The organism is Vibrio caribbeanicus ATCC BAA-2122, assembly GCF_000165125.1.
Taxonomy (GTDB): Bacteria; Pseudomonadota; Gammaproteobacteria; order Enterobacterales; family Vibrionaceae; genus Vibrio; species Vibrio caribbeanicus.
The window spans coordinates 1-13,484 of record NZ_AEIU01000074.1 but is presented as its reverse complement, the minus strand read 5'-3'; the positions used below and the strand labels follow the sequence as shown (position 1 = coordinate 13,484).

The following is a 13,484-nucleotide window of genomic DNA, read 5'->3' as shown; positions in this document are numbered from 1 at the left end:
TCATTACATGGTCAATTCAAAACTCATCGCACTTCTACCCGATCTTGCAACCTTTATACTGATCACTGACGAGGGCAGTTTCACTGCTGCTGCAAAAAAACTCAATGTGACTCCCTCAGCATTAAGCAAACTGGTTACTCGGCTAGAAAAAGCACTTGTTACTAAGCTTTTTGACCGTACCACTCGCAAGCTTGTCATTACTCCGACAGGAAAGCACGTGTACGACCAAGCGATTATTATGGTCAGTGCAGCCAATCAAGCTTGGGAAGCATCAACAACCGCACACACAAGTGCCACAGGCTCTCTTACTATTGCAGCTCCGGAAGCCTTCTTAAATTCAGTGTTACAACCTTTTGTTGTACCCTTTTTAAAGAAATATCCTCAAATTCAACTCAAGCTTAGAGTCGCTGATGGAGAAATTGATCTATTCAAAGAAGGGATTGATGTCGCATTTAAATTAACTGACAAGCCAGATGAAAACCTTGTACTTAAGGAGATTGGAAGGACAGATCTTGTACTATGTGCAAGCCCAGAATACCTCTCACAACGGTCAATTCCTAGCCATCCAACCGAGCTTATTGATCACGATTGCCTTTATCTAGCTGAAACTGAACATGACAACATTTGGAGCTTTTTTGCTGAAGATCAATACCACACTGTATCGGTTAGTGGAAAATATGCCGTTAACCATTCTCAAATGAGACTCCAAGGAGTGAAAGATGGCCTAGGTATAGGTATCTTTCACGACTTTGTCATCGCAGAGGCTGTTGAACAAAACTTGGTCATTCCTGTCCTCTCCGATTGGACCATAAAAAGCAACTATCACGGATCCATAGCTATGCAGTATCCGCAAACCAAGTATATGCCTGCCCGCTTGAGAGTATTTATCGATTTTATTAGCGAAGAACTAGGAAATGTGTTTAATAAGTTCAATTCCCAAAGTTAACCTGAACCAAAAGGGCTTGTTATAACAAGCCCTAAAACTACCCAAGTAACCTTAAGATACTAGGTTCAGCAAGAATAGCTTGCTCTACTGGCAAGGCAACGATTTGAAAAGCGAGTTATCTAACTTTTCACTGTTAAACTATTGGATTTGAATTTAAATAACTTAGCAGGTGCTTTCGTCAATAGAATTCCCATTAGAAGTGGTGCCATGAGAATGAATGATTGCTCTGATAACATATCCCCACTTAAAATAGCCGAAATAACTAATGCAACGATTGGGAATATGAGGAAACAAATAGAGGCTTGGAAAGGAGTCGATACTTGACCTAATTTAAAATACGCCACGATCCCACCGACACTCGCGACCAATCCAAGGTAAACAACTGCGGCTACAGAGTCATAAGTGAACGCTTGAATTGTCACTTTCTCACCCAACATTGAAACAATGAAAAGAAGCAATGATGCAACCAAACAAGGCAATGCATTATACGTTAATACTTGGATATCACCGCAATACTTGCGAACCAATACATACATAAGTGCATGAAAAGCAACTGCAAGTGCTAATGAAGCCGTACCGATGAGATAATCCGAACCTCCTACATTCATTTCATTTGATAGTATCAAACATAAACTCACCACTGCGACGACTAAACCAAAAAGTTGGTGCTTCGATAAGCGTAACCCAAGGAAGAGGCTCGATACTGCCATGACCGCAACAGGCATATTGGCGAAAATAATTGAAGCTAGGCCCGATGAAATATATTGCTCACCATAAATCATTAAAGTGAACGGAATGGCAAAATACATGATGGCTACAATAATAATCCACTTACGACGCCCTTTGGGAAACATCAATGGTTGGCCAAATGACTTAGCAAGAATAATTAATAGTGGCGCAGCAAGGAAAAAACGTAATGCCGTTGCAAAAATGGGTGGAATAGAATGAAGCGCAACCTCCATGGCGAACCAAGTTGTTCCCCATATAAGACAGACAGAAACAAAAAGAAGTAGACTAAGGGACTTTGAGTTCATTAAAAGTTCTCTTGGCTGTAAGTAGATTAAACGATTGGCAATGCAATTTTGATGATGTACAGAATACCGTTTAATACAGAGAAACATTTTGCCTTTATCTGGCTAATTTCAGATGCAAAGAGAAAAAAACTCTATTGATATCGATAATATAGAAAAATAATCTCTCCATTCTCTATGCAAAGAAAAATGAACAATTAATAGCCACCGTGAATAGGTTATTTTTTATCCTAAGTTCAGTTTTACCATCCACGTTTGCATAGGCCCTCAACACTATCCAAATATCAATTTCCATAAACTAGGACTGCGTTTGTCATGATATTCAATGCGTAACTCATCGATTTTCTTGAGAGATTCTTTGGCGGCGGATAAGTCCCCATTTTCTAACTCAGATTTGACCAGAATTAGCGCTTCGGAAACTTTTTGAAAGCCTTCTTGATAGGTTTCGTGGTTTTCAGGCGAAAAAGTTTGCTCCTGAGCTCGTGTAATAAGCTCTGAAAGTTTCTCAACGGCCACGATAGATGATTCGATTTCGTTTGCTTCCACTGCTTTTTTGAACTCAAGTTTCATTTCTTGCATTGTCGCCTTTAAATCAAAACTTGCTCCTTTAACAACAGGAGAAATACAAAGTATCACGATAAGCAGCAGTTTTTTCATCCGAACCTCCCTATTCTAAGACTCTAAACTGAGCACAATTCGCAGTCTACCATAAATAAAGTGCAAATTTCTTTGCATCCTCTATAGAGCTATATGTATCGCCTGCTACTAGAAAGTGCACTTGCTTATCGATAATTCAATAGATATTTTGCATGATTCTGAGATTGTTCAATACTTAGTAGGTGTTCTTCTGATGGTCGAAATATGAGAAAACAACGCTATTCCCTAAATATCCACATCACAACTCTGTTTATGGCGTTGGTTACTTTTGTGAGTGTTACGCTCATCGGAATAAACTACTTCAATTCTCATCATCTTTTGACAGAAACAGCAAAAAGGTTGAGTCGTGATGATGCACTTGTTCTTGAGTCGGCTTTTCAGAGAAAAATAGGTCCAATTCTCACAGCACTCGATTTTATGTCGACGTCATCGAGCATCGATAGCCACGACAATCCAGGAAAAAATGTCGACTTTTGGGCTGCACTCAAGCTCACCTTTCAAAAAAATAAAAACCTTGTTGCATTATTCTACGGTAATGACGATGGTGACTTTACTTTAGTCCGTTCCTTAGCAACGAATGCCGACAGAGAGCGCTTTAATGCACCAGAGAAGGCTGCTCTGATGGTCAACAGCACGAGGGCATCTGGATTGAACGCCTTCTACTTTTATGATGGTGCATACAGAGAAGTTGGCCGCAATAAGTTCAATGACAACAAATTCGACCCGCGAATAAGACCTTGGTATAAAAATGCCGAAGACGATGGAGCAACAAGAATTACCCAACCCTACGAATTTTTCTTTCTAAAAAAACCTGGTGTGACACTTTCTAAACTCGCATTCAATAAAAATAGCGTCGTAGGCGCAGACTTCACCTTAGAATCTTTATCTAATCAAATTGCGGGAATGGGGCATTCACCTAGCACTCGAATTGTACTGTTTGATAACCAATTTAAAGTATTAGCGCATCATAATATCGAGGTTGACCAGACCATTGATCAAACACTGGCTAATGGCGTTTTTAGTGCAATCATGAATCGAAGTTCCAGCCAGATGATCTATGAAACGGTAACCAAAAACGGGGAAGACTGGTCTGTCACCCTGACACCAGTCTCTCTAAACAAGGGAACGCGCTTACTGCTTGCGGAAGCAACTCCCCAAAGCGAACTATTGACTGAACTAATCTCAATTCGAGACCAACAAATCAGCATTGCTATTATTCTCATGATATTGTGTACCACAGCCGTTTGGCTGCTCGCAGGCCGCTTAACATTGCCACTCAAAGAACTGGTCAAGCAGACTGGCAACATCTCCCGCTTCGACTTTAGAAAGACACGCTATGAAAAAAGCGCAATAAGAGAAGTTGCGAACCTTACCGATGCTATTGAATTGATGGAACACACACTTTACGACTTATTCAACCTCCTTCGTGAGACAGCTAAAAATGATGACTTTTCGCTCCTTGCAAAAACGATTACAAAACAAAGCTTCATAATCACCAAAGCAGAAACAATTGTGCTCTATGTAAAAGATGAACATAGCTCTCACTATCAAGTAGAAGCAAGTCATGCAATTATTCCCTTCAAGCTCGACCTTGATGAGCTTCTTTCCACAACGGCTTGGATAGACACCGCACTCAACAAAGGCGAAACCGTACACCTGAATAGAGAAGAAAACGCTCTCGCCCGATATAGAGATTCGCTATATAATTCGGACCTCTACTTTTTCCCGCTGCAAAACCGTAATAAAGAACTGGTGGGAATGCTTGTACTGGGTTATGAAAGATCAATCACACCAGAACAATTTGAAAAGCATGACTTTCTTCGAGAGCTCCTCAGCTTCGCAGAACTTGCAAAAGAGAATATAGACAGGATAGATCAGCAAAAAGAGATGCTCAGTGTCTTTGTTGAACTAATAGCAGCAGCTATCGATAAAAAATCTCCACATACTGCTAACCACTGTCAAAGAGTGCCTAAACTTACGGAAATGTTGGTTCAAGCTGCGGCAGAAGACCAAGACTATTTTCCCTTCTTTTCAATGTCTAAGTCTCAGTGGGAAGAGCTACACCTAGCCTCATGGCTACACGACTGCGGCAAAGTCACCACACCCGATCACGTTATAGACAAAGGAACTAAACTGGAGACCGTTTACGACCGAATCCATGAAATACGCATGCGTTTTGAAGTACTTAAATTAGACGCAGAAATCGACTATTGGCGTGAACTGTGCAACGGCGGTAATGAAATACAACTTAAACAAGAGCTCATGGAGAAACATCGAGTTTTGGACAACGAGTTTAACTTCATCGCTCAGTGCAACACAGGCCAACAACGTATGGACGATGAGGCACTCTCCAAACTCCAAACCATTGCAAAACGTCAATGGACCCGTACGTTAAACGATGACCTTGGTATTTCTTTAACGGAACAGTCAAGAAGAGGCGCTACAGCCAAGCTCCCTGTTCAAGAAAATTTATTAAGTGACAAGCAAGAGCACAAAATTTTATGGGGTCCGGAAGATAAACATAATGATGACTGGAAAAGTGAGTTTGTCTTACAACCTGGGGAACTAAAAAATAATCGTGGCGAACTGTACAACCTGTCCATTTCAAGAGGAACGTTAAACGATGAAGAACGTTTCATAATCAATGACCACATAATCCAGACGATTGAAATGATTGATTGTTTACCTTTTCCTGCGCACTTAAAAGGTGTCCCAGAGATTGTGGGAGGACATCACGAAAGGATCGATGGCGGTGGTTACCCTAGAGGGATCAAATCAAGTGAATTAAGCGTACAAGCCCGGGTTATGGCAGTTGCTGACATATTTGAGGCCCTCACGTCACGTGAACGGCCATATAAAAAAGCACATTCGCTTGAAGAAACCACTAGAATAATGACGGATATGGCCATAGGTGGTCATCTTGATCCAAAACTCTTTTTATTATTTTTGGAACAAAACTTAGATGAAATTTATGCGCATGAATTTTTAAGTCAAAAGAGCTCCGATCCATCACTAAAGCAAGAAAATATCGTCAGGTTAAGAAATTACATCAAAACACTCGCTTAACTGTCTTCCTTTGGCGAAAAATAAATCCACTGTTCGTATACTTCTCGAAGTTACCTTACCCTACCGCTAGATTTAAGGTTGGTAAGGCCTAACAAAGCCTGCTCTCTGTCCTCAATTTTATCTTTTCTGAGCCACCTTACTAGTCAATATTTAATCGATTGCGCTCACAAAGGTTGAGTTCTGATAAAGAGTCATGGACAATGACCTGCCAAAAATTATGCGTTGCACTTTATTGAATGGATAAATGACTCACTTGTTAGTTGTTATCTATCTGCATAATAGGTAAAACCGATTGTATAATTTAAGGTGCCGTTGATACCGTTGACCAACAACGTAAATCTTCATGTAGGCACATGCTAACTACCTCGTTTCTAAAGGAAGAATGATGGTAATACCAGAAAATAGTAGTATCGTTATCTTTGGTGCTTCAGGTGATCTAACCTATCGAAAATTGATTCCAGCACTCTATCATCTTTATTCGAACAATCAGCTACCGAAAAACTTTGCCATATTAGGTGTCAGTAGGACGGAGTACAGCGACGAATCATACAGAGACAAACTAAAATCCGCCTTATCATCTTCAGAGAAAGCAGACGAAACCGTTCTCAATCGTTTTATCGAACACTTACATTATCAAGCAATCAATACCTCAGACACTAAAGACTATCAAAAGTTAGTTACACGCTTAAACCAGCTTAATGAGCTTTATAAATTCGAAAAGAATAACGCTCTGTTCTACCTAGCAACCCCTCCTAGTCTCTATAGCGTTATTCCAGCGAGCCTCGCAGCGCACGGATTAAATGATGAGAGCGATGGTTGGAAACGTTTGATTATTGAGAAACCATTTGGTTATGATCTAAATTCAGCACTACAACTGGACAAAGACATACATAAACACTTTCATGAACACCAAATCTACCGTATCGATCATTACCTAGGTAAAGAAACCGTACAAAATTTACTCGTTTTACGTTTCTCAAACGCAATGTTCGAACCCCTATGGAACAGAAACTTTATCGAGTATGTCGAAATTACTGGAGCTGAATTTCTTGGTGTTGAGGGGCGTGGTGGCTACTACGATGGCTCAGGTGCAGTACGTGACATGTTCCAAAATCATTTGCTCCAAGTACTCGCAATGATTGCAATGGAACCACCAGCTAAAATTAATGCAGACGCAATGCGCGATGAAGTCGTAAAAGTACTCCAGTGCCTAAAGCCATTAGACAATAATGACTTAAAGACAAACTTAGTACTAGGCCAATACACTGAATCGGATGTTAGAGGTGATTTTCTACCTAGCTACCGAGACGAAACAGGTGTCAGTCCAGATTCGAGAACCGAGACCTATGTAGGACTAAAAGCCTTTATCAATAACTGGCGTTGGAATGGTGTTCCTTTTTATGTAAGGACCGGCAAACGCTTACCAACGCGTGTTACCGAAGTAGTCATACACTTTAAACAAACACCCCACCCTGTTTTTGGGCAAAATGCTCCGGAAAACAAGCTCATTTTGAGAATTCAACCAGATGAAGGAATCCAAATGAGTTTTGGCCTCAAAGAGCCAGGAGCAGGTTTCAATGCGAAAGAGGTTAAAATGAATTTTCATTACGCCTCTCTGCAGGAAACACAGCTGCTTACTGCCTACCAGCGACTGCTATTAGACGCTTTAAATGGTGACGCGACATTATTTGCTCGTAGTGATGCCGTTGAAGCTTGTTGGGAATACGTGCAACCTATTCTTGATTACAAGCAAGACCCTCAATCGCTATTCGGGTATGCTTGTGGGACTTGGGGTCCTAAAGAATCAGACGATTTACTTAGACGTGACCAAAGAGAGTGGCGCTTCCCTTGTAAAAACTTAACAGACACGGACTATTGCGAATTATGATCAACCATAAGATCTTCCATACATCTGACCAAGTCGTCACGAGCTTAGCAAACGAAATGAAAGCCTTTAGCAATATGGGTAGAGCTGTCCATATTTCTCTATCAGGTGGCAGTACTCCTAAAATGCTATTCAAACTCCTTGCTTCTGAACAGTACGCCAAAGCAGTACAATGGAAAAATCTTCATTTTTGGTGGGGAGATGAACGTTGTGTTGCACCAGATAATAAAGACAGTAATTACGGTGAAGCAAATGAATTGCTCTTTAGTAAAGTAGACATTCCATTAGAAAATATTCACCGAATCCGCGGGGAAGATGAACCAAGTATTGAGGTAAAACGTTTTTCTGAGGAAATGCTAAACATTATCCCTAGCGACAACGGCACCCCCATATTTGATTGGATTTTACTTGGAGTCGGTGCTGATGGACATACTGCCTCTCTGTTTCCAAATCAGACTAACTACGAGGATACCAACTTATCCGTTCTCGCCAGTCATCCAGAAAGTGGTCAGGTCAGAGTATCAAAAACGGCAAAAGTTCTTGAGTCCGCAAAACGTATTAGCTATTTGGTGTTAGGCTCAGGAAAAGCAGATATAGTGAAAGAAATTAACAGCGTACCAGACTATACCTTGCCCTATCCAGCGGCAAAGATTAAAGCCAAATCCGGCTTAACAGAATGGTATTTAGATGCAGATGCAGCAGCAAAAATCGCATAAACAACTGTCCCAGATTTAGAGTATTGGAGATAAATAATGAAAGGTGATATCGGTGTAATTGGTCTTGCAGTAATGGGCCAAAACCTTATCCTAAATATGAATGACCATGGATTTAAAGTGGTTGCTCACAACCGAACCGCTGCAAAAGTCGATGAGTTTCTTGAGGGCCCTGCAAAAGGCACAAATATCATTGGCGCTTACACTCTCGAAGAACTGGTTGAAAAACTTGAAACTCCCCGAAAAGTAATGCTCATGGTTCGCGCTGGAGATGTTGTTGATAAGTTCATTGATTCTCTAACGCCGCTTTTAGATGAAGGCGATATTATTATTGACGGTGGAAACACAAATTATCCAGATACCAATCGTCGCGTTGCAAGTCTGCGAGAAAAAGGCATTCATTTTATAGGAACTGGCGTATCTGGTGGTGAAGAGGGGGCAAGATTTGGGCCTTCAATTATGCCAGGTGGTGCTGCAGAAGCGTGGCCAGCAGTGAAACCTATTTTCCAAGGTATCTCGGCTAAAACTGATGCTGGTGAGCCATGTTGTGACTGGGTTGGTAACGACGGTGCAGGTCACTTTGTGAAGATGGTACACAATGGTATCGAATACGGAGATATGCAGTTAATTACTGAGGCCTATCAATTTATGAAAGATGGGCTTGGAATGTCTGCTGACGAAATGCAAGCCGTTTTTTCTGATTGGAATAAGACAGAATTAGATAGCTATCTAGTTGAAATTACAGCTGATATTTTAGGCTACAAAGATGAAGACGGTGAAGCGCTTGTTGAAAAAATTCTCGATACAGCAGGTCAGAAGGGAACCGGTAAATGGACGGGCATCAATGCTCTCGACCTAGGTATTCCCCTAACCTTAATTTCAGAATCTGTATTCTCTCGTTGTTTGTCTGCCTTGAAAGATCAGCGTGTTGAAGCACAGCAGCTTTTTAATAAAACAATTCTTCCCGTGGAAGGAGATAAGAGTGAATGGGTTGACGCATTACGCCAGGCTCTGCTTGCTTCGAAGATCATCTCCTATGCACAAGGCTTTATGCTTATGCGTGAAGCATCAAATGAGAACGGCTGGGAGCTAAACTACGGAAATGTTGCTCTAATGTGGCGCGGTGGGTGTATCATTCGTTCTGCCTTCTTAGGAAACATCAGAGACGCGTACGAATCTAACCCTGATCTTGCCTTCCTAGGTTCAGATTCGTACTTTAAGAATATTCTGGATAACTGCCTCGCTTCTTGGCGTAAAGTTGCAGCAAAATCTATGGAGACAGGCATTCCGATGCCCTGTACAACTTCAGCCTTAACTTTCCTTGATGGCTATACTACTGCGCGCTTACCTGCAAACTTGCTGCAAGCGCAACGAGATTATTTTGGCGCCCATACCTACGAGCGCATTGATCGTCAGCGAGGAGAGTTTTTCCATACCAATTGGACTGGTACCGGCGGTAATACAGCGTCTACAACCTACGACGTCTAACCATTATTCACCGTTACTTATGATTAATAGGGGAGTTTACTCCCCTTCTGCAACCAAGCAATCTGAAGATACTTGGTTATTTTCCTTCTTGAACCCTCGAGGCAAGGCTTAACAATTGGCTTGCTTTGAAATCACTTGGGTATGTGTAGTGCTCTTAGCTTTCGATAAACGGTGTTGCGACTTATTTTTAAACTCTTCGCAATCTGGCTAATGTTACCATCGTATCTATGGTAAGCATGAATGAGAGCATCATTGATATGAGTATCGAGCGAGCCTTGATCTTCCAGACTCTCATTACATTTAAAACTAGCCAACTGAGTTTGCATAGACAGGGGTAAATCGTTAAGCCCAATCGCTTTGTTCTCATCAACCAATAAACTCGCCACTTTTAAACAATTCTCTAACTCTCGAATATTTCCAGGCCAATCGTGAGCCAACATCAATGACATAAGAGGCTCTGTAATTGTCTGGCTCCCCCTTCGATATTTGGAAAAAATTTCTGATATTAGCCTTATCTTATCTTCTCTATTTCTCAGTGCAGGAAGTGAAACAGTCAACCCATTTAATCGATAGTACAAATCCGAGCGAAAGCGTCCTTTTTGCACCAGCTCAAACAGGTCTTGGTGAGTAGCAGCGACGATTTGAACATCAATTGAGACACTTTCAAGAGCTCCTACTGGTGTAACTACCTTATCTTGCAAAACAGATAACAGACGGCATTGAGCATCAAGGGGCATCTCAGCAATCTCATCAAGAAATAAAACCCCTTTATTAGCTTGTCTTATACGTCCGATATAGCCCGCTTTATTCGCTCCCGTAAAAGCGTTGGCGGCATAACCGAATAATTCGGATTCTAGGAGATCTTTGGGTATTGCACCGCAATTTAGCGAAACTAAAGGTCCCGTCCTTCTTACACTTACATTATGCAACTCCCGAACAAACTCACCTTTACCAACACCTGTCTCACCATGAATCAATAGACTAACATCATTACCAAAAACCTTTTGCGCTTGATCGAAAGCACTAGAAAATTGCTTATCGCCATAATGAAGACTTTGAGAACTCTGCGCCTTGACCCTATATTTGTCGCTTTTTCTTAAACGAGTACTGTTAGAAAAAAAGGCCTTTGATTGTTGGTGATTCTCAATAAATCGATCATAATTTTGCCCGATTAGATTAGAGCAATTAAACAAAGTTGGAGCCGTATTATTGTGTGCTTTTATGCAGCGCGCCTCATCAAGAATCAATCTTGCTTGCCAACCAGTCTTGAGCATCGCAGAATTCAACGCGACATCAAGGACAAATTCGCCTTCATCCAGTTCACACAGCAATGAGTTCTGTACTAATTGCACCATATTTTTAACCAATTGCTGTGTGGTTAAGCCGTGTTCATTTTGTTCACTTGTAACATCAAGAATACCAATCAATTCACCTGCATGGCTGTATAGAGGGCATGCGGTACAACTAATGAAATGATAATGACGAATGTAATGCTGTTTAGCGACAACAGACACCAATCTCTTTTCATGTAGTGCGGTACCAATAGCATTGGTACCAGCGTATTTCTCTTGCCAACAGTACCCCGTATCAAGAGCAATCGTCATCAACTTTTCATGAAACTTTTCTTGCCCCCAAGTACCAAGAATAACCCCTTCATCGTCAGTTAAAATTAATCTGCTGCTTGTTTTGGCTAATATTTGTGTGAATAGGGGTAATGCAGTTTTTACAACCGCATCAATCAACTTACTCGATTTGTATCTTTTATCCAGTATCGAGGCGCTTGATACCCGTATATTTTCAGGAGCTTTAGTTTGGCGTAGTCCAGCTTCTCGACTTCTCTGCCATGAGGGTGCCAACCATGTTTCATCTGGCTTTGTCTTAGTAGTCATAACTGTTCCAATACTAAACAGCGTCTATGTGTCATTTTGCAACACCTATACTCGTCTGCTTTCTCTTATTTTGGGGATATTGAAACATAACATAAATTTTGCTTGTAAAAACATCACCTTAAATTAATTAGAACATATTGATCAAATTTGGTGTGATATTTGCGTTTGCTCTGCTGGCCGCTGCCACTTTATTGCTACAATTTTCAATCAAAGAACAACAATGAAAGGAAACATTATGATTTATCAACGTCCAGGTGAAGAAGGCTCTTCAGTACACTTTAAAACTCACTATAACAACTACATCGGAGGCCAATGGGTTGAACCAATTTTAGGAAACTATTTTGACAATACCTCACCTGTCGATGGGAAAGTTTATTGTAGCGTCGCTCGGTCAACCGAAGCTGACGTTAATCTCGCTCTCGACGTTGCGCACAAAGCTAAAGACAGTTGGGCTCTGACTAGTGCTACCGAAAGAGCCAATATTTTGCTGAAAATCGCAGATACAGTGGAAGAACATATTGAAGAGCTTGCCATAATAGAGACTTGGGAGAACGGTAAGCCGATAAGAGAAACCCTCAAGGCAGACTTACCTCTCGTTGTCGATCATTTTCGCTATTTTGCAAGCTGTATTCGCGCACAAGAGGGGACAGCGGCAGAACTTGATATGCACACTGCCAGCTATCATTTTCCTGAACCAATAGGTGTTGTTGGTCAAATAATTCCTTGGAACTTTCCTATGCTGATGGCTGCTTGGAAGCTGGCACCAGCTCTTGCTGCTGGTTGTTGTGTTGTGCTAAAGCCTGCAGAGCAAACGCCAACTTCTATCCTCGCTCTTATAGAAAAAATTGGTCATCTCATACCCCCAGGCGTCATAAATGTAGTCAATGGATATGGTTCAGAGGCGGGACAAGCTCTAGCAAGCAGCAACAGGATCGCAAAGCTCGCCTTTACTGGTTCAACAGATGTCGGACACCATATCCTTAAATGTGCCGCAGAAAATCTTATTCCTTCAACGGTCGAACTTGGCGGGAAGTCTCCAAATATTTATTTTGCCGACATCTTCGATCACGAGGATGCCTACTTGAATAAATGTATTGAAGGCACACTGCTGGCTTTCTTTAACCAAGGCGAAGTTTGTACTTGCCCATCAAGAGTTCTTGTACATGAATCGATTTACGATCGTTTCATTACCAAGCTCGTCGAACGAGCGAAAAACATTCAGCAAGGAAACCCTTTAGATACCGAGACTCAAGTTGGAGCACAGGCATCTAAAGAGCAATTAGATAAAATTATGAGTTATATAGAAATTGGTCGTGAGGAAGGAGCAAATTTAATTTTTGGGGGTGAATTAGCACCGCAAACTGGAGAATTAGAATCAGGCTATTATGTCCAGCCTACGTTATTAGAAGGCCACAATAAAATGCGCATATTCCAAGAAGAGATTTTTGGGCCTGTTATTGCTATCACAAAGTTCAAAGATGAAGAGGAGGCCTTATCGATCGCTAATGATACTGAATTTGGTCTCGGTGCCGGAGTTTGGACTCGTGATACCAATCTTGCCTATAGAATGGGTAGAAAGATTGAGGCTGGGAGAGTCTGGATCAACTGCTATCATGCCTACCCTGCGCATGCCGCTTTTGGCGGATACAAAAAGTCTGGAATTGGACGCGAAACACACAAGATGATGCTCGACCATTACCAGAACACTAAAAACCTTTTAGTAAGCTACGATGTCAATCCACTCGGATTTTTTTAATGACAAAAGCTAAGGTACATCACTAAAGCTCCGTACCCAAGTAGCCTAAAAGT

The 13,484-nt window shown here is 41.4% G+C and carries 9 protein-coding genes; 6 read left to right on the top strand and 3 right to left on the bottom strand.

All coding sequences use genetic code 11. From position 1 onward, the window contains the following. Positions 1 to 7: 7 nt before the first annotated feature. The gene (locus tag RH40_RS10155) at positions 8 to 946 is read left to right on the top strand and encodes a LysR family transcriptional regulator (protein ID WP_009601385.1); all 939 of its coding nucleotides are present in this window, start codon (positions 8 to 10) and stop codon (positions 944 to 946) included. A gap of 119 nt (positions 947 to 1,065) precedes the next feature. Here the strand turns inward: RH40_RS10155 and RH40_RS10150 are convergent, their stop codons facing one another. Both RH40_RS10150 and RH40_RS10145 read right to left on the bottom strand, forming a co-directional pair. Continuing rightward, on the bottom strand, positions 1,066 to 1,980 hold the full coding sequence (locus RH40_RS10150; RefSeq protein WP_039954561.1) for a DMT family transporter: 915 nt from the start codon (positions 1,978 to 1,980) through the stop codon (positions 1,066 to 1,068). 270 nt (positions 1,981 to 2,250) lie between these two features. Further along, positions 2,251 to 2,634, bottom strand: a complete 384-nt coding sequence (locus RH40_RS10145; protein WP_009601383.1) for a cytochrome b562 — start codon at positions 2,632 to 2,634, stop codon at positions 2,251 to 2,253. Between the two features lie 204 nt (positions 2,635 to 2,838). Between RH40_RS10145 and RH40_RS10140 the strand changes: the two genes are divergently transcribed. From RH40_RS10140 to gnd, 4 genes are all read left to right on the top strand, one after another. Then, on the top strand, positions 2,839 to 5,700 hold the full coding sequence (locus RH40_RS10140; RefSeq protein ID WP_009601382.1) for an HD domain-containing phosphohydrolase: 2,862 nt from the start codon (positions 2,839 to 2,841) through the stop codon (positions 5,698 to 5,700). Positions 5,701 to 6,085: 385 nt separating this feature from the next. Then, positions 6,086 to 7,588, top strand: coding sequence for a glucose-6-phosphate dehydrogenase (zwf, locus tag RH40_RS10135; protein ID WP_009601381.1), 1,503 nt, complete (start codon positions 6,086 to 6,088; stop codon positions 7,586 to 7,588). After that, entirely contained in the window at positions 7,585 to 8,301 is a 717-nt protein-coding gene (gene pgl / locus RH40_RS10130) for a 6-phosphogluconolactonase (RefSeq protein WP_009601380.1), read from the top strand. The genes zwf and pgl overlap by 4 nt, the downstream gene beginning before the upstream one ends. A gap of 36 nt (positions 8,302 to 8,337) precedes the next feature. After that, positions 8,338 to 9,786, top strand: coding sequence for a decarboxylating NADP(+)-dependent phosphogluconate dehydrogenase (gnd, locus tag RH40_RS10125; RefSeq protein ID WP_009601379.1), 1,449 nt, complete (start codon positions 8,338 to 8,340; stop codon positions 9,784 to 9,786). Positions 9,787 to 9,917: 131 nt separating this feature from the next. On the opposite strand, the gene RH40_RS10120 is transcribed toward gnd, so the two are convergent. Next, positions 9,918 to 11,675 (bottom strand): sigma-54-dependent Fis family transcriptional regulator, encoded by a 1,758-nt coding sequence (locus RH40_RS10120; RefSeq protein ID WP_009601377.1) that lies wholly within the window; start codon positions 11,673 to 11,675, stop codon positions 9,918 to 9,920. A gap of 235 nt (positions 11,676 to 11,910) precedes the next feature. Between RH40_RS10120 and exaC the strand changes: the two genes are divergently transcribed. Continuing rightward, a complete protein-coding gene (exaC, locus tag RH40_RS10115; RefSeq protein ID WP_009601376.1) occupies positions 11,911 to 13,431 on the top strand; it encodes an acetaldehyde dehydrogenase ExaC in 1,521 nt (506 codons plus the stop codon). Positions 13,432 to 13,484: the final 53 nt, after the last annotated feature.

Bases quoted from the DNA above. Each gene is read 5' to 3' on its own strand.
- RH40_RS10155 (WP_009601385.1), top strand. From the start codon at position 8: ATGGTCAATTCAAAACTCATCGCACTTCTACCCGATCTTGCAACCTTT.
- RH40_RS10150 (WP_039954561.1), bottom strand. From the start codon at position 1,980: ATGAACTCAAAGTCCCTTAGTCTACTTCTTTTTGTTTCTGTCTGTCTT.
- RH40_RS10145 (WP_009601383.1), bottom strand. From the start codon at position 2,634: ATGAAAAAACTGCTGCTTATCGTGATACTTTGTATTTCTCCTGTTGTT.
- RH40_RS10140 (WP_009601382.1), top strand. From the start codon at position 2,839: ATGAGAAAACAACGCTATTCCCTAAATATCCACATCACAACTCTGTTT.
- zwf (WP_009601381.1), top strand. From the start codon at position 6,086: ATGGTAATACCAGAAAATAGTAGTATCGTTATCTTTGGTGCTTCAGGT.
- pgl (WP_009601380.1), top strand. From the start codon at position 7,585: ATGATCAACCATAAGATCTTCCATACATCTGACCAAGTCGTCACGAGC.
- gnd (WP_009601379.1), top strand. From the start codon at position 8,338: ATGAAAGGTGATATCGGTGTAATTGGTCTTGCAGTAATGGGCCAAAAC.
- RH40_RS10120 (WP_009601377.1), bottom strand. From the start codon at position 11,675: ATGACTACTAAGACAAAGCCAGATGAAACATGGTTGGCACCCTCATGG.
- exaC (WP_009601376.1), top strand. From the start codon at position 11,911: ATGATTTATCAACGTCCAGGTGAAGAAGGCTCTTCAGTACACTTTAAA.